Raw genomic sequence first — 20,306 nt, forward strand, 5'->3', positions numbered from 1 at the left:
GGCCTGCCGGGTGCCGGACGGCGATCCTTGGCCGCATGCCCATACCGGCGCTCCGCCTTGAACAAGGACCCCTCCAGTGAGGTCCCTGCCGCGCGCCCTTGCCCGGCTGGCCGCCGCCGTCGTGGCAGCTCTCGCCGTGCTGGCCCCTCCCGTCGCGCACGCGGACGAGTCGGTCCCGCCTGTCCTCTCCGATGGATTCGGCCTGACCCAGGTCGGCTCGGCGACCGGAACCGGCACCAATTTCGTCCTCACCGTGACCACCGGACAGGTCGCGGGCCAGCACCACCTCAAGATCATTCTCCCGGCGGGCTACAACTCCCACCCGGCTCAGCGTTATCCGGTGCTGTATTTCCTGCACGGATCCCCGGACGACCCGGCCGCCCAGAACTATCCGGCGCTGGCCTCGTCCGCGTCGATGATCATGGTCGTCCCGGACGGCGGCCACCGCGGCTGGTACGCAAACTGGCGCGACCCGAACACCGTCCTCGGCGCGCAGAACTGGGAGAGCTTCCACCTCGACCAGGTGATTCCGTTCATCGACGCCAACCTGCGCACCATCGCCGCCAAAAAGGGCCGCGCGGTCGCGGGAGTGTCCATGGGCGGATTCGGCGCCTTGCACTACGCCGAGGACCGCCCCGACCTGTTCGACCAGGTCGCTTCGCTCTCCGGGGACATCGACATGTCAGTGGACTCGATGGACCTGCGCATGGTCGCTGTCGCCACGGTGACCAACGCCGTCGGCGCGATTTGCGCTTCCGCGTCCGGTACCGACAATTGCACCCAAGATTCCTACGCGCCCGGCGTGGACAGCGACGCGCTGTTCGGCTCGCCCTACCCGGTATTCGACGCCGATCGGCTGTGGAACGCCGTCGACCCGTCGACTCACGTGGACAGACTGGCCGGTGTCGGAGTCTCGATCTACGTCGGCAACAACGACGCGCTGGAATTCTGGCTGGAAGGAGCGGCAAAGCACGTCAAGGACCACCTCGACGCGCTGCGCCTGCCCTACTATTACGTCGATTACGGCAACGGGGCGAATTGGGGAACTGGCTGCAACGGCGGCCACAACAGCTACTGCTGGGAACAGGATCTCGTCGATTACCTCCCGCGCCTGGAAAAGGTGTTCGCGGACGCCGCCTGAGTTTCCCGAAATCTCTGGGACCGAAAACAATCCGCTGAGATCGCCTTAACCGCGAGGAAGGACGGTTCGATGGCGAGCAGGAGGAGACCCAAACCCGGACGGTTGTTCGTTTTCCCGGCCGCAGTGTTGCTGGCCGCGACGACGGCGACGTTCCCGGCGATGGCGACGGACCACAAGCCGACGATCCGGTACACCGAGTACGGCATCCCGCACATCATCGCGTCGAACTGGGAAGGAATAGGAGAAGGGTACGGATACGCCGCGGCCAAGGACAACATCTGTACTTTGGCCGACACCTATCTGACGGTCAACGGCCGGAGATCCCGATTCCTGGGTCCCGACGGCAAAGCGAGTCCGGGGGAGCACCAGGACACCACCACCAACCTCAACAGCGACCTGTACTTCCAGCGCATCAACGACAACCACGTCGTCGAGCGCTTGGTCGCCAAGCCGGCCCCGGACGGGCCGGAGCCGAGCGTGAAGAAAGCCATTCGCGGCTACGTCCAGGGGTACAACCGCTACCTTGCCGAGACCGGGGCAAGCAACATTTCCGACCCGGCCTGCCGGGGAGCCGCCTGGGTTCGCCCCATCACGGAATCCGACGTTTACCGGCACGCGCACGCCGAGATCATCATGGGCAGCGCCGAGGCACTGCTGGACGGCGAGGTGAACGCCGCGCCCCTGGGGGTCGCTGCGTCGGCGCTTCCGGCGGAGGAGACCGCCCGGCGGATCGCCGACGCGATGGCCGCCGGCCGTCGGCAGGGGATAGGCAGCAACGCGCTGGCAGTCGGTTCGCAAGGCGTGGCCGGGGGCACCGGCATGCTGCTGGCCAACCCGCATTTTCCGTGGCAGGGCAAGAACCGGATGTGGCAAAGCCAGCTGACGATCCCCGGTCAGGTCGACGTCTCCGGCGCCAGCCTGCTCGGGTTCCCGGCGGTGAACATCGGGCACAACAACGATGTCGCGTGGAGCCACACGGTCGCGACAGTCGCCCCGTTCGGGCTTTTCGACGTGCAGGTGGATCCGTTGCACCCGACCGTTTACCTGGTCGACGGCACATGGGAGAACATGGCCTCGCAGCAGGTCAGCGTCGGGGTGCTGAACAAGGACGGTTCCGTCGGCACGGTGAGCAGGACGCTGTGGTCGACCCGGTACGGCCCGATCACCACTTCGCTCCAGGGCTATCCGTTGCCCTGGACGGTCAGCGCGCACGCGGTCCGCGACGTGAACATGGACAATCTCCGGGCGTTGAACACCTGGTTCCACCTCGACCAGGCCACGGACGTGCACGACGTGGTCAACACCCTGGAGCGGACGCAGGGAGTTCCGTTCTTCAACACCGTCGCCGCCGACCGCCAAGGCAACGCGCTGTACGCGGACATCCAGGCCGCGCCGAACATCACCGACGAACACGCGCAGTCGTGTCTCACCCTGACCGGCCAGTTGCTGTTCAACCAGGTGAAACTGCCCAACGTGCCGCCGATCTCCATTTTCGACGGCAAGCGCAGCGAGTGCGACTGGCCCAACGACCCGAACGCCGCCGCCCCCGGCGTGCTGGACCCGCACCGGCAGCCGCGGCTGATCCGGCCGGACTTCGTCGGCAACGCCAACGACAGCCCGTGGCTGGCCAATCCGGCCCAGCCCTTGGCCTATCCCCGGGTCATGGGCGATTCGACGACGCCGCGGTCGCTGCGCACCCAGCAGCTGATCCTCACCGCGCAGAACCGGATCAACGGCGCCGACGGCTTGCCCGGCAGGGGATTCACCCCGGAGAACATGCGGCAGCTGCTGTTCGCCGACCGCAGCCGGGCGGCCGATCTGGCTCTCGATTCCGTGGTGTCGATGTGCCGCGACCTTCCCTTCGGGCTCATCCTGGTCGACGGCGTCCTGGTGAACGTGAGCGAGGCGTGCCCGATCCTCACCGCTTGGAAGGATCACAGCTACACCGTCGCCAGCCGGGGATCGTGGCTGTTCGAGAACTTCTGGTTCTCCCTGTCCGCGGGCAACCTGTTCGCCAGCGTTCCGTGGCGGGTCCCCTTCGACCCCCAGGATCCGGTGCACACCCCCAATTCGCTCGACACCGGCAACTCCGCGGTGCGCGACGCGTTCGGCCGGGCGGTCATCGCGCTGCGCAACGCCGGCATCCCGCTCGACGCCCCGCTGTCGGACATCCAGAAGGTCACTCGCAACGGCGAGCAGATCCCGGTGCACGGCTCGCTTGCGGAGCTGGGCGTGCTGAACGTGATCAGTCCAGGCCAGAACAGCGACGGCAAACCGGATGTCGTCTTCGGGTCCAGCTTCGTCCAGGAGGTGCGGTTCGCCGCCGACGGACCGCCGCAGGCGTCTTCGGTGCTGACCTACTCCCAATCGGCCGATCCGACCTCGCCGCACTACGCCGACCAGACAAAGCTGTTCTCGGCCGGTCAATGGGTGCCCGAGCGGTTCACCGAAGACCAGATCGCGGCCTCGCCCGCGCTGAACGTCGTGGTCCTGAACTGAGAACCGATGATCGGTTCCGGCGGATCCGAACAGCCACTGACCAGCCATCGAACGGAGAAGGTTGAATGAGGAAGAAAAACATCGCGATGCTGCTGACGGGATTACTCGCGATCACGGGGCTTTCGCTCGTGACCGGACCGTCCGCGCATGCCGACACGGCACCGTGCGACGGGACGTATTCGATAGCCGTCGGCGGTTGGCGGAGCCATTGGTGGGACGACCGTTTCTTCAACGTCACGCAGCACGTCGGGTATCCGACTGACATCCCCAACGGCGCCAGCACCCAGGCCGGGGTCAACGAGCTGAACCGATTGGTCCGCGAACAACGCGCGGCGTGCCCGGGCCAGCACGTCAAAATGATGGGCTACTCGATGGGCGCCGCGGTGGTGCACGTCTGGGTCACCACGAACTGGATGTCGTTCGACAACGTCAACGCCATTCTCGTCGCCGATCCGAAACGGCAGGGGCCTCCGGGAGCCGACGGCGGAACCGGGGTGTTCGGCCCGGCGGTCGGAGCGCCGCTCGCCGGGGTCGACCGGTTCTTCGGCAATGTGCCGGTCAAATCGATCTGCACCGTGGACTACGTCTGCGACACGTCCGCCAACCCGTTGGGGTACCCGGCCGATCACATCAACCACTACGACGTCGATTTCGACGGCAACCACCACAACGACAACGCCAATGAGCAGTGGTACAACGGCGTTTGGATGCCTTGGTAAGCGAGGGGGACGGTGCCCCCGGCCAGGTGCCGGGGGCACTGCACGATCTTCCGGCGTGAGGCCGCCTGCGCCGTGATGGTCAGCGCTGGGCGATGTCGTTGTCGAGGGCGGCCAGTTTTCGTTGGACACCGTCGGCACGGTCTGTGCGGTGCTGGGCCCGGTAGAGCGCCAGAGCTTGCCGCCAGACCGTGCGGGCCTGCTCGCGATTCCCGAGGGCGAGGTACGGGTGCCCGAGCCCGTCGAGGGCTTCGGCTTCGAAGAAGGCGTGGCCGTGGTCGCGGCAGAGGACGAGTGCCTGCCGGTAGTAGTCGAGGGCCAGTGCGTGATCTCCGCGCTGGTGGGCGATGTAGCCGAGGCTGTCGAGAGTGTTGGATTCGGAGACGGGGTGGTGATGACGGCGAAGGAGGGCGAGCGCGGCCTCGCAGTGGGTGTGGGCCTCGTCGAGTTCGCCGATCAGAGCCGCGCTCCAGCCCATCATGTTGAGCACATCTCCTTGCCAAGCGGGCATTTCCAGCGTAGCGAAGAAAACGAGCGCGGCGCGTTCGTGCCGCAGTGCCTGGCGATGATCCCCCTGCTGATCGCAAATCCCCGCGAGGAACCGCAGAGCGTGGCCCTGGCTGAGCGGATCGCCGGATTCCTCGGCCAGCGTCACGGCGCGGCGCAAGTGGTTCCAGGCGTCGTCGTGCCGGTCGAGCAGGGCGCAGGTCCACCCGAGGAACCGCCGGGCGAGGCTCTCGGCGACAGGGTCGGCGAGCCGGTGGGCGGAGGCCGCCGCGGCCGACCAGACCGCGAGCGAATCGTAGTTGTGTCCCCTGCGGTGGACGGACGGACTGAGCGCCCAGGCCATCTGCCACACCTCGCGGTGCCAGCCGTGTTCGGCCGCGAGACGTTGGGCGGCAAGCAGATTGGCGTGTTCTGCGTCGAACCATCGGATGGTCGCCGTCCGGTCGGCGGGCGGGCGCGGGAGGCAGCCGGGCGCCGGGGGAGCGAGCCGGACAGGCTGGCGGTGCGGGTCGAGCAGGTGGCCGCTTCCGGCCGCGGTGTGCAGGTAGTGCTCGACCAAGCGGTGCAGCGCGGCCTCCCTCGTGTGCTCCGGTAGGTCGCGGCGGGCGACGTCCTCGGCGTAGAGCTTGACCAGGTCGTGCATCCGATAACGGCCAGGCAGATGGTGCTGGACGAGGGAGACCTGCTCCAACGCCCGCAGCACCTCGGCGGTCTCGTCCTCGGGCAGGCCGGCGAGCCCGGCCGCAGCGGGCAGGCCGATGTCCGGACCGGGTGCCAGACCCAGCAGTGCGAACACCGTCGCCTGCTCGGCGGTAAGTGCGCCGTGCGTCCAGGAAAGAGAGGCTCGGACGCTGGCCGCGGTGTCGTCGGCGTCGAGCGTGTCCAGCCGGTCGGAGGTATCGCGCAGTTCAGCCGCCAGCGCCTCGAGCGGGAAGGCCGGCCGGACGGCGGCACGGGCGGAAACCACGGCCAGCGCCAGCGGCAGCCCGGCGCAGCAGGACAGAAGTTCGGTTGCGGCGTCCGGCTCGGCGGCGAGCCGATCGTGTCCGAGGCGGCTCGCCAGCAGGTGCCGGGCGTCGGCCGGACTGAGCACGTCCAAGGGCACTGGCGTCGCGCCGTGGGCGGCGACGAGACCGGTCAGCCGGTCGCGGCTGGTGACGAGCACGGCGCAGGACGAGCCGCCGGGAAGCAGCGGTGCCACCTGCGCGGTATCGCGGGCGTTGTCCAGCACGATCACCAGCCGTTTGCCGGCGGTGAGGCTGCGGTACAAGGCCGTCTGGGACGCCAGGTCAGGGGGAAGGGAGGCCGGTTCGATGTCGAAAGACCCCAGGAGCACCCGCACGGCCTCCCGCGGCGTCATCGGATTGTCCTGGGGCGTAAAGCCGCGCAGGTCCACGAACAGCTGCCCGTCGGGGAACCGTTCCGCGTTGGCGTACGCCCAGCGCAGCGCCAGCCAGGTCTTGCCCACGCCGCCCCCGCCGATCGCCGACACCACCGCCAGCCCGCCTGAGCCGAGCGCTCCGAAAGCCTTGTCCACGGCCGCCAGCTCGGCGCTCCGGCCGACGAACATCCCGGTTTGGGCGGGCAACTGCCGCGGCGCCGAGCCGACCGCGGCCTGGGAGCCTTCCGCCGTCCCGGTCAGGGCCGCGGCCAGCAGTTCGTGCCGTTGAGCCGGGCTCGGGCACAGGGCGTCGGCCAGCAGCCGCGCCGTGGCCATGCGGGGCTCGCCGCCCTGCCCGAGCTCAAACCGCCTGATGGACCGGACGGACACCCCGGAGCGCTCCGCGAGCCGCTCCTGGGTCAGCCGCGCAGCTTGCCGCAGCTGCCGCAGCAGCACGCCGAACCGGCCTGCCAACTCGTCTCCCCCTCGCTGGCTGGTTGAGGAACCGGACGCCTTGCGCGGCGTCGCGACTCGTACCGAGGGGTGAGTGCCTTCGTGCCCCTCTCGTCATGGTTGCGGAGGGTGTCAGGGCGCGCAACGTCCGTAACGGTGCTCGAACCCGATGTCGTCGGGGAACTCGTCCTCACTCCGCCGCTTCGGGTTGGCCTGCGGAAGGCCGGAGCCCGTCCATCAAGAGGTCGAGCAGACGAGCCGCCATCGCTTTGTGTTCGGGCGAACCGGCGACGGTGAAGATGCCGATGAGCGCGGCGGCGATGTCTTCGGCCGGGACGTCGGCGCGGAGTTCTCCGCTCGCGCGTCCGGCTTCGAGAAGGCCGTCGATGGCCGCGAGCAGTTCGGTTCTGGTGTGGGCGTGGGCGATCTCGCCGGATTCGACCATCGCGAGCAGCGTGTCCAGCATCCCGTTCTTGGTCGCGATCCAGTCCCCGAACAGGTCCATCCAGCGGCGCAGCGCGGCGGCCGGGCCGAGCTGGGCGAGCAGGTCGCGGGCACCGATCGTGAGCCGCGAAACCTGATCCTGGTAGACGGCGTCGACCAGCGACTCGCGAGTGGGGAAGTGCCGGTAGAGAGTGGCGATGCCGACGCCCGCTTCCTGGGCGATCGCGCGCATCGACGGCTCGGCTTCGGCCGAAGCGAACAGCCGGGTCGCCACGTCCAGCAGCTGCTGGCGGTTGCGGGTCGCGTCCGCGCGCGGTTTGGGGGGCGGTGCGGCGGCCAAAACGGATCACGCTCCACTTGTGCTAGCTTGGACGACGTAACCGGAGCATAGTCCGTTTGTGTTGCTTCAGGAGGCAGGCGAGCATGAAAGAACCGAGCGCCACCACGAGCCGGGCGGTGCAGTTCACGTCGTTCGGCGGACCGGAGACCCTCAGCGTCCGCGAAGTGCCCGTGCCGCAAGCCGGACCGGGACAGCTCCGCGTGCGGGTCGCGGCGGCCGGACTGAATCCGATGGACTGGTTCATGACCTCCGACGCGGAGACCGCCGCGCGATTCGGCTTGAGCCTGCCGTGCGGGTTCGGCACTGACTACGCCGGGATCGTGGACCAAGTCGGCGACGGAGTGCGCGAGTTCGCGGTCGGCGACCGGGTGTTCGGCGGCGCCTTGTCCCGCGCGGTCGCCGATTACGTCGTCGTGGACGAGGCCGGGACCATCGCGGTGGGCGGCGAGGCACACCGCACCCCGGACGGCGTCGACGACCGCACCGCCGGCGCACTTGCGATCGCGGGGTGCACAGCGGCCGCGGCTCTGGCCGTGGTCAACCCCGGTCCGGGCGACACGGTGCTCGTCGGCGGAGCGGGAGGCGGGGTGGGCGTTTTCGCTGTCCAGCTCGCGCGGCTCGCGGGCGCCCGGGTGATCGGGACGGGGTCGGCGTCCTCGGCCGATGCCCTGCGCGCGCTGGGGGCCGAGCCGGTGGTCTACGGCGATGGCCTGGCCGACCGGGTCCGTGCGCTGGCTCCCGATGGCGTCACCGCCGCTATGGACTTGCACGGGATGGAAACGGCGCGGACGGCCCGCGAACTCGGCGTGCCCGACGAACGCATCACCACCATCGCGGGCCAGATCGACGGGATCACTCCGGCGAACGGCGCCAACGCAGCGCCCGGCGCGATCGAGGAGATCGCCGATTTGGTGGCGGCAGGACGGCTGCGGGTACCGATCGCGGCGAGCTTTCCGGTCGAGGAGATCCGCGCCGCGGTGGAACTTCAGGCGGGGCGGCACGTGCACGGCAAGGTCGTGATCGACCTCTAGGAAAAGGGAGCGCACGGCAGGGAAACGACGCGCGCCGAGGGCGTCTGCCAGCAGCTTCGGGCGGACATTCTGGGCGGCCGATGGTTGCCGGGCAGTACCTCAAGTTCCCCGCACTGTGCGAGCGGTACTCGACCAGCTGGAGACCGAATCCCCGGTGCGGCTGCTGTCGATCCTCGAAGGCGACGTCCAGTGGGAGACCCGCGCGGTGGCGGCGCACCTTTCAGCTGCGCCGAGGACGAGCCGTAGCGGCAGAGTTCGTTGCCTGCGCGGGAATCCCTCCCTCCGCCGCGGTTCGCTGCCGGAACCTGCCCGGTCAGGTCCCGGCCGGGGTGAAGTTCTCCCGGTGGATCATGCGCGGAGCCATCCGGCGACGTTTGAACGCCTTCACCCCGGCGTCGACCATCGGCGGCGGCCCGCAGAGCCAGCCTGACCAGCCGCGTGCGCTGGGAACGTCTTCGAGGAAGCAGTCGGTCGGGAAACCGGTGCGGTGCGTGCTGCTCCCGGGTTCGTGCGACAGCACAGGAATGAACGCGAAACCTGGATGACTGTCGGCGAGTTCGGCCATCAGGTCGAGGTCGTAGAGGTCGGCCGCGCCGCGAACCCCGTGGTACAGCAGTACTTTCCGGGCCGGATCCCGCGACAGCGCGGTGCGGGCGAGGCCGATCAGCGGCGCGAGACCGGTGCCGCCGCCGATGAGGGCCATCGGGCCGCCGTCGTCCTCGTCGGCCGGAGGCAGGAAGAAATCGCCCAGCGGACCGGTGACCTGGACCTGTTCTCCGACGACGAGTCCGGCGAAGATCCACTGCTCGGTCGCCGCGCCGCCGGGCACCAAACGGACGTGCAACTCCAGGACTTTGTCCTCGTCGGAAGTGTTGACCAGCGAGTACTGACGGCGCACGTCGGTACCGGGCACGGTGAGCTCCACGTACTGGCCCGCGTGGAAAGCCAGCGGTTCGGGCAGCCCGAGCCGCAGCCGCCGGGTGTCGCGGGCGATGTCCTGGATTTCGCGGACGGTCGCGGTGAGGTCGCGCAGCGGGGGTGCGGGCCGGGCGGCGCCGCCCGCGGTTTCGACGACGACGTTCGAGCGGAGCCGGGCCTGACACGCCAGTGCCAGGCCCGCTGCCCGCTCGTCGCCGGTCAGGGTGTCGGCGGGGGAGCCCGCGTGGTCTACGGCGCCGTCGACCACGCGCAGTTTGCAGGTGCCGCAGGTGCCCTGGTTGCAGGAGTTCGGCATCCAGACCCCGGCGCGGAGGAAAGCGTCGAGCATCGGCTGGTCTGGCCCGCACGGCACTTCCCGGCCTCCGACGGTCGCGGTGAAGGACATGTCAGGCCTCCCAGGCGACGTGCAGCGACGTCGGCCCGCGGAAGCCCCAGCCCCAGAACTCGACGTCCGAGGAGGTGTCGCGTTCGAGGTTCGGGATCGACTCGAACAGCTCCTCCAGTGCGATGCGCATGACGTGGTTGGCGAAATAGATTCCGGCGCAGGCGTGGTTCCCGGCGCCGAAGGCCAGGTGCGGCAGCGGGGGCCGGTGCAGGTCGTAGCGGGTCGGGGCCTCGTAGACGCCGGTGTCGTGGTTGGCCGAACCGTAGGACAGGATCACCGGCGTCCCGGCGGGCAGGCCGATCCCGGCGACGGTGACCGGTTTGGCCGAGATCCTCGCCGTGGCCGACCAGATCGGCGAGGTCCAGCGCATCCCCTCGGAGATCGCCCGGGGGATCAGCGCCGGGTCGTCCACCACCTGCTCGAGCTGATCGGGTTCGCTGAACAGCCCCGTCAGAGTCGAGGCCATGCCATGGCCCGGTTCCTGCATCGCGCCGAGCAGGTACACATAGATCGTCGGGTAGATGTACTCGCGGTCGCGGGTTTTCCCCGGCGGCATCCCGTCGTGCAGCCAGTGCGAGATCGCGGTGTCGGCGGGTTCGGCGATCCACTGGTCGATCAGCGGGTCGACGGTCGCCTGGATCTCGGCCTTCGCCTCGTCGCCCTGGACGAACCCCTCCGGGTTGGCGAATTCGCCGTCCTCGGTCATCGCCGCGTTGGTGAAGGACCGGCTCAGTTTCGCGAACCACTCGCGCAGCTTGTCCGAGCTGACGCCGTGCAGCCCGAGCAGATCGCCGAGGGAGCGGACGCTGACCGGTTCGCAGTACTGGGACACGAGTTCCGCGCGGCCGTCGTTCTCGAACTTTTCGAGGTAGTCCCGGGCGATGGGGCGGACGAGGTCGTCGATCCACCGGTCGACCTCGACGGGCTGGAGGGCGGGTTCGACCATCGAACGCAGGTCGGCGTGGATGTCGCCGTTGACCCCGATGATCGCCGGATGGCCGAAGGTCCGGCCGCCCGCCGGGGTGATGACGGCTTCGAAATCGGGGCTGGTGGCGATCTCGCGGCAGATCTCCGCGGTCGTCGCGACGTACGACCCGAGCACCGGCACGTACGCCAGCGGAGCCTCGCGGCGCAGCCGTTCGTAGGGCTCGTACGGGTTGCGTTCCAGCTGGGCCATGGTGATGTCGCCGATCCAGGAAAGATCGTGGACAGCGGTGGTGTTCGTCGTCATTGACGCGGCCTCCTTCGTGCGGGTCGGGAAGAAGGTAGATCCGCGCGGGCCGGGCCCACGACACGGCAAGCGCGGATCCGGTACGGATCGCGCGAAGAAACCGGCGCGTCGCCGCTGATCAGCTAGCATGCGTCCATGTCCGCACGCCGTGGTGCGGCGCCGCGGGACTGGGAGCGAGTCTCGAAGTCGGTGGCCGACGCCTACTTTCCGCACCAGCTGACGCCGCTCGGCGGCGGCCGCGAGCCGCGGCTGACCCTGCGAACGCTGGACCTCGGCCCGGTGTTGATCGGGTACGTCGGATGGGGAGCCGACGTCGAGATCGCCTGCGACTACCCGGCCGCCTACGAGGTCAACCTTCCGTTGACCGGCCACCTCGCCAGCCGCGGCAAGCACGGCCCGGTGACGTCGGTGCCAGGCCAGGCAACGGTCTTCCGGGCCGACACCCCGTCGCTGATCACCCACTGGGACGCGACGTGCACCGTGCTGGGGGTCAAATTCGACCGGGACTGGCTGGACCGCGAGGCCGAGCGGGTTCTCGGCAGCGGGACCGTCCGGGTCGCGGGCGCGCTCCCGGACCAGCTCCGCCTCGAACACGGCCCGGCGCGCGACTGGCGGCATCTCGTCGCGGGCCTGTCGTCCCAGATGCGCGACGGTGCGTTGTTCAGCGACCAGCCGATCGTCCGGGAACAGCTGGCCGGGGCGGTCGCGGCCGGGTTCCTTCTCGCTGGCTGCCCGGATTCCGGTCGCGTCCCGGCCCCGCGGCCGCGGTCGATCACCCGGGTGGTCGATGCCGTCCGCGCCGATCCGGCCCGGGCGTGGACCGCTTCCGAGATGGCGGCTGTCGCTGGGACGACGGTTCGGAGGTTGCAGGAGGGTTTCCGGGAGTGGGTTGGTTGTACGCCGATGGAGCATCTCGTCGGGGTGCGGTTGCAGCATGCTCGTGCGGATCTGGAAGCTCGCCCGGGATCGTCGGTGAGCGAGGTCGCGGCGCGGTGGGGTTTTTCGAGCGCGAGCCGGTTCGCTGCGGCGTTTCGGCGACGGTATGGGCATCCGCCGTCGCAAGTTCGCTGAACCCCGGCGAGTCCGTTGTGGACGGCGACGCGGCAGGCGGCGGGGGTCAGGCCAGCGAGCCCGCGCGCCGGCCGAAGACGACACCGGCCGCCAGGCCTGAGCCGCCGGGGTAGTTGCCCGAGAAGAGCCCGCCGAGCATCTCGCCGCACGCGTAGAGGCCGGGGAGGGCGCGGCCGCGGTCGTCGAGGACCCTTCCGTGCGGGTCGCATTTCAGGCCGCCGAAGGTGAAAGTGATGCCGCAGGTGACGGCATACGCGTAGAACGGCCCGGTGGTCAGGGGAGTCGCCCAGTTGCTTTTCGGCGGCATGGTGTCGGCCCGGCGGCCGTCTTTGACGTTGGGGTCGAACGGGATCGAGACGTCGATCGAGCGGTTGTAATCATTGACAGTCTTGGCCAGGCGTTCAGGGTCGACGCCGATCCGCACAGCCAGTTCTTCGACGCTGTCGGCGCGAGCGACGGAGACGCCCGGCATGTCGTACTCCTCGGCGCGCAGCATCGGCCGGAGACCGGCGTCGAAAATCTGGTAGGCGACGGAGCCGGGCTGTTCGAGGATTTCCTTGCCGTACTTGGCATAGGTGTAGTTCCGGAAGTCCGCTCCCTCGTCGAGGAACCGTTCTCCGTCGCGGTTGACGATGATGCCGAGCGGGTAGCTTTGCCGGGTGAGCCGGTTGGTCAGCTCGCGGTTGGATTCGTTGCCGGGGGTGAACGCGTCCCACTGGGTGGAGTGGCACGACTGCCAGTCCCCGCCCTTGGCCGCTCCGAGTGACAGCGCGGCGGTGAGCATCTGGCCGGTGTTGAAGGGCGTTCCCCGGACCTTGGCGTTTTCCCAGCCTGGACCGAGATGCGCTCGCCGCAGCTCCCGGTTCGCCTCGAAACCGCCCGCGGCGAGGACGACCGATTCCGCGCGCAGTTCTTCGACAATCCCGTTGTCCTGCCGGACTTTCACTCCGGCCACGGCCCCGTTCTCGGTCAGCAGGCCGAAGACGTCCTGTCCGTAGCGGACTTCCGTGCCGAGCCGGTCCGCGACCCGGGCGTGGTCGTGCATGAGTCCCTTCCCGCCGCCGACGTTTCCGACGTGCAGCCCGCCCCAGAACAGGTAGGTGCCGTCGGAGCGTTCGTAGGACTGCCGCTCGTACATCAGCCGGTACTTCAGGCCGAGGGAGTGCAGCCAGCGAAGTCCGGGCGCTGCCTCGTTGACCAGTGCCTCGGTGAGGCCACGGTCGTTGCGGCCGTTCGTGACCTTCGCGAGGTCCCGGGCGTAATCCGCTGGCGAATACGCGGGCACGTCCGTGGCGGCATGGCGCTCGTCGGGTTCGACGAAGTCGAGGAGATCCGCGATGCCGCTGTGGGCGATCCGAGTGGCTCCTGCGGTGTAGTAGCTGTTTCCGCCGAACTGCTCGCGCGGAGCTTTCTCGAGAATCAGCACCCGGCGGCCTCGCACCGCGGCGGCGTGCGCGGCGGTGAATGCCGCGTTGCCGCCGCCGACGACGATGACGTCAGCGGCTTTTCCCGGGTTCGCGGTTCCGGCAGACGCGTTCAACGAAGTGTCCCTTCGGCGTCTTCGGTGGTGTGCACCGGGGTTTTCAATGCGGTTCCGGTGCCGGTTCGCGCGGACAGCGTTTCCAGCGGGCGTTTTCCGGTGCGCGGCCCGAAGACCGCGATCGCCAGCGCGACGATCAGCCAGCACGCCGCGATGTACACGAACACTGCTTGGTACCCCAGCCCGGCGAAGATCGACGCGACGAGCATCGGCCCGAAGATGTTCGCCAGCCGGCCGGTTCCGTACACCAGTCCGTGCCCGGCGTTGCGCAGTCCGGTGGGGAAAAGCTCGGGGCTGTAGGTGTAGAGCAGCGTGGCGAAGGTCTGGATCAGGAGGTTGACGCAGAACCCGAAGACGACGATGGCGACCGGGTTGAAGGTCAGGCCGTAGGCCAGCCCGCTCGCCGCGGTGGCCAGTGCCACGACCACGAGCGGAAGCTTGCGCCCGAGCCGGTCGGTCACCGGCCAGGCGAGCAGCGCTCCGGGGACCGCGCCGATCGTGGTGAGCGCGGAGAACCCGAGGGACTTGGCGACGCTGAAGCCGTGCTGCGTCAGGAGAGTGGGAACCCAGGCCACGAAACCGTAGAAGCCGAGGGTCTGGAAGATCCATACGACAGCGAGGAACAGGGTGGTGCGGCCATACGGGCTGGTGAACAGTTGCCGGTAGCCGCTGGGTCCTGCCGGTGCGGTCGGTCCGGCCGGGGCTTCGGCGATCGGCGGCAGCGGCCCTGCCCGCCGTTCCAGCTTTTCGAGGACGGCCTCGGCCGCGGGCAGCCGGTCCCGGTGGACGAGCCAGCGCGGGCTTTCGGGCAGTGCCACGAGTGCCGGCAGCGCCAGCAGGGCCGCGGATCCGAGCACGAAGACAAGCCGCCAGGAACCGGACCCCAACGGCACGATGCCGCGCGCCGAGAACGACATGAACGGGATTCCGGCCAGACCGACGGCCATGACCGCCGACTGCATCCGCCCGCGCCGGGCGGCAGGCATGACCTCCGAGATGTAGGTGGTCGCGGCGACCACCATCGCGGACAGCCCGACTCCGGTCAGGAACCGGAAGACGACGAAGCTCGGCACGTCGAACCCGGCCGCGTTGACCAGCGAGAACACCGAGAACAACGACGTCGAGCAGAGCAGGGCCCGTTTGCGGCCGATGAGGTCGGAGACCCGTCCGCCGAACGCCGCGCCGACCGCCATGCCCAGGAACGCGGCCGAGGTGACGACCGCGATGTCCGATACGGAGAATCCGAGGTGCTTGACCAGCGCCGGTGCGACGTAGGCGAAGGTGTTGAGGTCGCCGAACTCGAACAGGAACACGAAGGCCAAGGTGGCCAGGGCGAATTTGTGGGCTCTGGTGATCGGGAGACGGTCCAGGCGTGCGGCCGTCGTGAAAGGCGTGAGCACTTCTATCCTCCTTGATAGACGTGGCGTCCCGGTGCCAGGGGAGCGAATGGGCAGGCAGGCGCGCTTGTCAGAGTGACACCGCTAGTTCCGCGCCGACAGCGGGACGGATTTCCGGTTGCTGCCGAGTGCGGTGCGGGCGGCCGGCGGTCGGGATGTGGACGACAGCGGTCGCGAGCCTGCGGGCCGCGCGGAGCAACGAGACTGTCTCGACCGCACCGGTAGCGGAGCGGGTCCAGCCGACTTCGACCACACCGGCGAGCGTCCCGATTCGCAAGGACTGACAGTCGTCGCCGACGTGGACGACGCTTCCGCGCTTCGCGGCGGCAACCGCGACAGCCACGGCTGAGGTCAGCCCGATCGCGGGGTGCGCGGCGTGCATGGAGAGCATGCGCACCGCGACGTCGTAGTCCCGCGCGCGGATCAGCTTTCCGTCGGCTGTCCGGTAATCCTTTGCGGGTCCGACCACTCCGGTCTTCGGCACCGCATTGGGCGCCGGACGGCCGGGCGGTACCAACCCGTGCAGAACGGCTCCGGCCGCACGGAAGGCGGTGAGCGTCGGCAGCCGCTCGGCGATCTCTTCGGCGGTTTCGGTCGCGGTCATCGCCAGGCCGCGGGCGTCGATCAGGATCGCGGGCGCTCCGGCGTTGACCACGCTCGCCTCGGCGGTCGCTCCGCCCGCGCTGACGAACTGGCTTGGGCGGCCAGTAGGGAACGAACAGTCGAGATCGAACGGCCCGCGGAAGGTCAGCTCCACCGGCACGCCGCCCGATTCGACGCCGGGCACGAGGGTCTCCCCGATCCGCGGCGCGCGGCCTCCCGGAGTGGCGACCGCGGTCTGCAGGACGGCACCGGTGTTGAGGTTGCGCAGCCGCACGGTCGTCACCTCGCCCTCGACCGCGACGAGGCCTTCCTGCACCGCGTAAAGGCCGACCGCGGTGGCGCAGTTTCCGCAGTTGCTGCCCCACTCGACGACCCGCTCGGCGATCCCCACCTGGCCGAAGAGGTAGTCGACATCGGCGCCTGGCCCGGTCGAACGGGAGACGACCGCCGCTTTCGACGTTGTCGACGTCGCTCCGCCGACTCCGTCGATCTGCCGGAGGTCGCCCGAGCCGAGCGCGCTCGCCAGCACGACGTCGAGCTCGAACGGCAACGCCGCCACCGCGTCCGCGGCGAAGAGCCAGCACTTGCTCGTGCCGCCGCGCATCCACGCACCCGCCAAGTCGACCGTGCCCGCTTGGGTATTCACCTCGAACTCCTTCGGTTGCCTGCTTCCCGAGCAAGCGTGCGCGACCGCGTCGGTTCAAACCAGCTAAAGTTCCTCAAGGTGGCTTAAGCTGAGCTGTAGGCTGCGGGGATGAGGATGGACATCCGGCGGATGCTCGTGCTGGTCGAGGTTTCCCGCGCGGGCTCGCTGACCGCGGCGGCGGAGAACCTCAGCTACACGGTTTCCGCGGTCTCCCAGCAGATCGGCCAGCTGGAGGACGAGGCAGGACAGCCGCTGATCGAGCGACGGCCGCGGGGCGTGACGCTCACCGAGGCGGGCCGCGCCGTGGTGCGCCACGCGGAGAAGATCGAGCGGATCGTATCGGCGGCCCACGAGGAACTGGCCGATCTCGCCGGCCTCAACACCGGAACGCTGCGGCTCGGCACCGTCCCGACGGTGACCGAATCGTTCCTGCCGACGGCGATCTCCGCGTTCCGCGAGCACCATCCCGGAGTCGACCTGCGGATCCACAGCGCGCAGCTCTCCGGGCTCGAGCAGCTCCTCGAATCACGGGAAATCGAACTGGCCATCACCTGGGACCGCGAGCGGCCCGCGGACGGCCCCGGGAAAAGCCTGACCAGCCAATTGATTTTCCGGGATCCGAGCGTGCTGCTGGTGCCGTCCAGCCACCAGCTGGCCACCCGGTCGTCGGTCCGGATGGAAGAACTCCGGCACGAGCCGTGGATCATCCGGACCTCGCCGAATGTCCTGGCGCTGCTCAACGCTGCGTGCGAGGCGGCTGGCTTCGACCCGATCGTCACTTTCGAAGCGCGCAGTTATCAGGAAGCGCAAGCGATGGTCGCCGTCGGCATGGGAATCGCGCTGGTGCCGCGGCTGTCGCTGTACAGTCTCCGCGACGACATCCGCGTCCTGACGGAGGTTTCGCCGCGCCCGCCGAGCCGCCGGATCGTGCTGGCCCATCGACGCGGCGAGCGGCTTTCGCCCGCCGGGGCGGCGATGCGGAAACTGCTGATCGAGACTGGGCGCAATTGGGCGCCCGGGTAGCCGCGGTCGTCGCCGACCGGGAACAGCGAATCAAAGACGAGCACAACAGCCATTCTGGGAGAGACGATGACCGAAGCCGATGCCCGCTTTTTCGTCGACGAGATCGCTCGGCTTCTCGGCTGGCGCGAAGAGTTCACGCCGAAAAAGGAATGGGCAGACGTTGAACGCGAACTCGGCACATCGCTGCCAGCCGACTACAAAGAACTTCTGAACCGCTTCCCGGGCGGTGTGTTTCGCAGGATCGTCATTCGCAGTCCGGTCTCGACTGAGCAGGACTGGATCAAGTACAAGCGCGATCTTGACGAACTCCTGAACATCCTCGGCGACGAGGACCTCGAATACCTCACCGACGTCGACTACGGTCTTTTCCCCGAACCCGGCGGCTTGCTGCCGTGGGGAACCGACGGGCAAGGCGGAACCTTCTGCTGGATCACCGCATCGGCCGACCCGGATACCTGGAAGATCGCTTACCACGACCAAGGCGCGGACGAGTGGCGCGAGCACCCAGGCCCGACCACTCGGCTTCTGTACGAAATCTTGGCGAACACCGGCGAGGAAAACCTGCTGAAGTGGGATTTCACCGGCATCGCCGTGGAGTTCATCCGATCGTCCCCGCGCTAGCTTTACGGCACAGGCGCCACGCCGCGTGCGCCTGCCGGGTCAGGCGTTGGGCTTCGTTCGGCTGGTGTACTCGGCAAGGAGCGCTTCGAGCTGTTCGGTCATGAAGACGTAGTAGTCGCGCATCTGCCGCAGCCTGCCGCGCTGACTGGCCGCCAGGTGCTTCCCGTGTTCCTGTGCGTTCTCGGCCAGTTCGAGCAGTTCGCGGGTCGCGGTCACCTGGTGTTGCAGGCAGCCGAGCCAGGCGTCGTCGCGCCAGCGGTACACGTACTGGCGGTTGCCGGGGTTCTTGGTCCGCTCGACGACGCCGTTGACCATGAGCAGCCGCGTCATCTCGGACACCGAGCCCTTGCTCGCGTCGAGCGCGTCCTGGAGTTCGCCGAGGGTCAGCGGTTTTTCGCTGAGCATCAGCACGCCGCTGGTGCGGCCCGCCATCGGCGGCCAGCCCATTGCCCGGCCGATGCGCAGGCCGAAGTCCTCGACGAGCGCCTTCTCGACGGACTGGTCGTCGCCCGCGGACACGGTCATCGACCCCTCACCCTAGCTCAGAAAAAACTGAACGTTCACTCTTGACTGAACGTAGAACCGGCGACCATCGTAACCGCCACGACGACCCGGGCGAAGGAGCAGGAACATGGCGGACAGCGGCTGGGATCTGATCGTGGTCGGCGCCGGATCCTCGGGAGCGGCACTGGCGGTGCGCTCGGCGGAGCGGGGCAAGCGGGTCCTGCTGCTCGAGGCGGGCCCGGATTACCGGTCGGCGGAGATGCCCGAGGCATGGCGCTCGCCCAATCCGATCGTCGCGCTGCTGCACCCGACTGCGGCCGAAGGCATGGTGTGGCCGGGCCTGGACTCCACCCGGACCGACAAGCAGCAGCCGGCGCCGTACTGGCGCGGCCGGGGCGTGGGCGGCAGCTCGTCGATCAACGGGCAGATCGCGATCCGGCCGCCGATGGCGGACTTCGCCGACTGGGCGCTGCCCGGCTGGGGGCCGCGGGAGGTGCTGCCGTACTTCGCGAAGCTGGAGGACGACGAGCTTTTCGGCGACGAGCCCTACCACGGCCGCGGCGGCCCGACTCCGATTTACCGCACGCCGCAAGAGAATTGGGGCGCGGTCGACGCCGCATTGCACCGTTCGGCGATCGCGGCGGGATACGGCTGGACGCCTGACGTGAACGCCCCGGAAGCCGTCGGCGTCTCGTCTTATCCGATCAATTCCCGTGCCGGGCGGCGGGTTTCGGTCAACGACGCCTACCTCGAACCTGCCCGGGCGCTGCCGAACCTGACCATCCGCGGGGACGCACAGGTGGACCAAGTCCTCTTCGACGGCAGCCGCGCGATCGGCGTCCGCGTCGTCCTCGGCGGGACAGCCACGACCGAACTCGCCGACACGGTGGTGCTGAGCGCGGGCGCGATCCACACGCCGGCGATCCTGCAGCGTTCGGGCATCGGCCCGGCGGGACAGCTGCGGTCGCTCGGCGTCGACGTTCGCGCGGATCTGCCGGTCGGCCGCGGTCTGCAAGACCATCCGATCGCGATGATCCAGCTCCCGTTGACCGAGGCGGCGGCGATCAAGACGCCGGACGACCGGCACACCAACGTCTGCGTCCGCTTCACCAGTGGTCCCGGCTCGCCCGAGGGCGACCTGATGTTCGTCTCGATGAACCAGAGCGTGCTCGCCATGGCGTTCGCGAACACCGGGGCCGGGGCCGGCGCCTACGGGGTGTGGCTCAACCAGAATTATTCGCGCGGCGAGGTCAGCCTGCTCTCCGTCGACCCGGACGCCCAACCGGTGGTGCGCCAGCGAATGCTCTCCGACGAGCGCGACCTGCTGCGGCTGCGCGCCGGCGTGCGGGCGCTGGCCGAACTGGCTCGCGCCGACGAGACCGCGCCGATCCTCAGCGGCTCGGTGGAGAGCGCGAACGAGGCGCTGTTCGCCGTGCTGGACAACGACAGCGAGCTCGACGACCACCTGCTCGCCACCGCGGGCGACTCGCAGCACGCCACCAGCACGTGCCGGATGGGCGACCCCGGGCAGCGCGACACGGTGGTCGACCCCGCCTGCCGGGTACTCGGCTTCGACGGCCTGCGCGTGGTCGACGCGTCCGTGTTCCCTTCCGTCCCCCGCGCCAACACGAACCTGGCCGCGATCATGGCCGGCGAGCTCATGGCGGACCGGCTCGACTGACAGCTGAGGAATCCGGTGCAGAGTGAGGAATCCGGTGCAGAGCCGGTGTTTCTCGCGCTGTCGCACCGGGTTCACGCGAATCCGGAACTCGTCTTCGAGGAAGGCCCGGTGGATGCTCTCTGCCTTCGCCAGGTTTCCGGCAGTCCCGGCCGG

Annotated in this window: 16 protein-coding genes; 8 read left to right on the top strand and 8 right to left on the bottom strand. The window is 69.0% G+C overall.

The window, feature by feature from the left end; all coding sequences use genetic code 11:
• The first annotated feature begins 76 nt into the window (after positions 1-76).
• From ACZ7OI_RS40955 to ACZ7OI_RS40965, 3 genes are all read left to right on the top strand, one after another.
• Positions 77-1,141 (top strand): alpha/beta hydrolase, encoded by a 1,065-nt coding sequence (locus ACZ7OI_RS40955; protein ID WP_470269501.1) that lies wholly within the window; start codon positions 77-79, stop codon positions 1,139-1,141.
• Positions 1,142-1,210: 69 nt separating this feature from the next.
• Entirely contained in the window at positions 1,211-3,640 is a 2,430-nt protein-coding gene (locus ACZ7OI_RS40960; RefSeq protein WP_470269502.1) for a penicillin acylase family protein, read from the top strand.
• A gap of 65 nt (positions 3,641-3,705) precedes the next feature.
• Complete coding sequence (locus ACZ7OI_RS40965) at positions 3,706-4,359, top strand: cutinase family protein (protein WP_470269503.1); 654 nt, start codon at positions 3,706-3,708, stop codon at positions 4,357-4,359.
• Positions 4,360-4,438: 79 nt separating this feature from the next.
• Here the strand turns inward: ACZ7OI_RS40965 and ACZ7OI_RS40970 are convergent, their stop codons facing one another.
• Both ACZ7OI_RS40970 and ACZ7OI_RS40975 read right to left on the bottom strand, forming a co-directional pair.
• Positions 4,439-6,718 (bottom strand): ATP-binding protein, encoded by a 2,280-nt coding sequence (locus tag ACZ7OI_RS40970; protein ID WP_470269504.1) that lies wholly within the window; start codon positions 6,716-6,718, stop codon positions 4,439-4,441.
• A gap of 169 nt (positions 6,719-6,887) precedes the next feature.
• Positions 6,888-7,481 carry a TetR/AcrR family transcriptional regulator gene (locus ACZ7OI_RS40975; RefSeq protein ID WP_470269505.1) on the bottom strand — a complete coding sequence of 198 codons (594 nt, stop codon included), beginning with the start codon at positions 7,479-7,481 and terminating at the stop codon, positions 6,888-6,890.
• A gap of 83 nt (positions 7,482-7,564) precedes the next feature.
• Between ACZ7OI_RS40975 and ACZ7OI_RS40980 the strand changes: the two genes are divergently transcribed.
• Entirely contained in the window at positions 7,565-8,512 is a 948-nt protein-coding gene (locus tag ACZ7OI_RS40980) for an NADP-dependent oxidoreductase (RefSeq protein ID WP_470269506.1), read from the top strand.
• Between the two features lie 313 nt (positions 8,513-8,825).
• Here the strand turns inward: ACZ7OI_RS40980 and ACZ7OI_RS40985 are convergent, their stop codons facing one another.
• Both ACZ7OI_RS40985 and ACZ7OI_RS40990 read right to left on the bottom strand, forming a co-directional pair.
• Positions 8,826-9,836, bottom strand: coding sequence for an FAD-binding oxidoreductase (locus ACZ7OI_RS40985; protein WP_470269507.1), 1,011 nt, complete (start codon positions 9,834-9,836; stop codon positions 8,826-8,828).
• Between the two features lies 1 nt (position 9,837).
• Entirely contained in the window at positions 9,838-11,067 is a 1,230-nt protein-coding gene (locus tag ACZ7OI_RS40990) for a cytochrome P450 (protein WP_470269508.1), read from the bottom strand.
• Positions 11,068-11,202: 135 nt separating this feature from the next.
• Between ACZ7OI_RS40990 and ACZ7OI_RS40995 the strand changes: the two genes are divergently transcribed.
• Positions 11,203-12,138: an AraC family transcriptional regulator gene (locus tag ACZ7OI_RS40995; RefSeq protein WP_470269509.1), complete on the top strand. Its 936-nt coding sequence runs from the start codon at positions 11,203-11,205 to the stop codon at positions 12,136-12,138.
• Positions 12,139-12,184: 46 nt separating this feature from the next.
• On the opposite strand, the gene tcuA is transcribed toward ACZ7OI_RS40995, so the two are convergent.
• The 3 genes from tcuA to ACZ7OI_RS41010 all read right to left on the bottom strand — a co-directional run bounded on the left by tcuA (position 12,185) and on the right by ACZ7OI_RS41010 (position 16,324).
• The gene (tcuA, locus tag ACZ7OI_RS41000; protein WP_470269510.1) at positions 12,185-13,678 is read right to left on the bottom strand and encodes an FAD-dependent tricarballylate dehydrogenase TcuA; all 1,494 of its coding nucleotides are present in this window, start codon (positions 13,676-13,678) and stop codon (positions 12,185-12,187) included.
• Entirely contained in the window at positions 13,675-15,078 is a 1,404-nt protein-coding gene (locus ACZ7OI_RS41005) for an MFS transporter (protein WP_470269511.1), read from the bottom strand. Before ACZ7OI_RS41005 ends, tcuA begins: the two co-directional genes overlap by 4 nt.
• A 67-nt stretch (positions 15,079-15,145) precedes the next feature.
• Complete coding sequence (locus tag ACZ7OI_RS41010; RefSeq protein WP_470269512.1) at positions 15,146-16,324, bottom strand: PrpF domain-containing protein; 1,179 nt, start codon at positions 16,322-16,324, stop codon at positions 15,146-15,148.
• A gap of 108 nt (positions 16,325-16,432) precedes the next feature.
• Here ACZ7OI_RS41010 and ACZ7OI_RS41015 point away from each other — a divergent pair, with 108 nt between their 5' ends.
• Positions 16,433-17,347 (top strand): LysR family transcriptional regulator, encoded by a 915-nt coding sequence (locus ACZ7OI_RS41015; RefSeq protein WP_470269513.1) that lies wholly within the window; start codon positions 16,433-16,435, stop codon positions 17,345-17,347.
• Between the two features lie 66 nt (positions 17,348-17,413).
• On the top strand, positions 17,414-17,968 hold the full coding sequence (locus tag ACZ7OI_RS41020) for an SMI1/KNR4 family protein (RefSeq protein ID WP_470269514.1): 555 nt from the start codon (positions 17,414-17,416) through the stop codon (positions 17,966-17,968).
• A gap of 39 nt (positions 17,969-18,007) precedes the next feature.
• Here the strand turns inward: ACZ7OI_RS41020 and ACZ7OI_RS41025 are convergent, their stop codons facing one another.
• The gene (locus ACZ7OI_RS41025; RefSeq protein ID WP_470269515.1) at positions 18,008-18,493 is read right to left on the bottom strand and encodes a GbsR/MarR family transcriptional regulator; all 486 of its coding nucleotides are present in this window, start codon (positions 18,491-18,493) and stop codon (positions 18,008-18,010) included.
• A gap of 106 nt (positions 18,494-18,599) precedes the next feature.
• Between ACZ7OI_RS41025 and ACZ7OI_RS41030 the strand changes: the two genes are divergently transcribed.
• A complete protein-coding gene (locus ACZ7OI_RS41030) occupies positions 18,600-20,153 on the top strand; it encodes a GMC family oxidoreductase (RefSeq protein WP_470269516.1) in 1,554 nt (517 codons plus the stop codon).
• Positions 20,154-20,306 lie beyond the last annotated feature (153 nt).

The sequence above is a fragment of the Amycolatopsis sp. NPDC114503 genome, assembly GCF_055633655.1.

Bases quoted from the DNA above. Each gene is read 5' to 3' on its own strand.
- ACZ7OI_RS41025 (WP_470269515.1), bottom strand. From the start codon at position 18,493: ATGACCGTGTCCGCGGGCGACGACCAGTCCGTCGAGAAGGCGCTCGTC.
- ACZ7OI_RS40995 (WP_470269509.1), top strand. From the start codon at position 11,203: ATGTCCGCACGCCGTGGTGCGGCGCCGCGGGACTGGGAGCGAGTCTCG.
- ACZ7OI_RS40980 (WP_470269506.1), top strand. From the start codon at position 7,565: ATGAAAGAACCGAGCGCCACCACGAGCCGGGCGGTGCAGTTCACGTCG.
- ACZ7OI_RS40990 (WP_470269508.1), bottom strand. From the start codon at position 11,067: ATGACGACGAACACCACCGCTGTCCACGATCTTTCCTGGATCGGCGAC.
- ACZ7OI_RS41015 (WP_470269513.1), top strand. From the start codon at position 16,433: ATGAGGATGGACATCCGGCGGATGCTCGTGCTGGTCGAGGTTTCCCGC.
- ACZ7OI_RS41030 (WP_470269516.1), top strand. From the start codon at position 18,600: ATGGCGGACAGCGGCTGGGATCTGATCGTGGTCGGCGCCGGATCCTCG.
- ACZ7OI_RS40985 (WP_470269507.1), bottom strand. From the start codon at position 9,836: ATGTCCTTCACCGCGACCGTCGGAGGCCGGGAAGTGCCGTGCGGGCCA.
- ACZ7OI_RS40965 (WP_470269503.1), top strand. From the start codon at position 3,706: ATGAGGAAGAAAAACATCGCGATGCTGCTGACGGGATTACTCGCGATC.
- ACZ7OI_RS41020 (WP_470269514.1), top strand. From the start codon at position 17,414: ATGACCGAAGCCGATGCCCGCTTTTTCGTCGACGAGATCGCTCGGCTT.
- ACZ7OI_RS40960 (WP_470269502.1), top strand. From the start codon at position 1,211: ATGGCGAGCAGGAGGAGACCCAAACCCGGACGGTTGTTCGTTTTCCCG.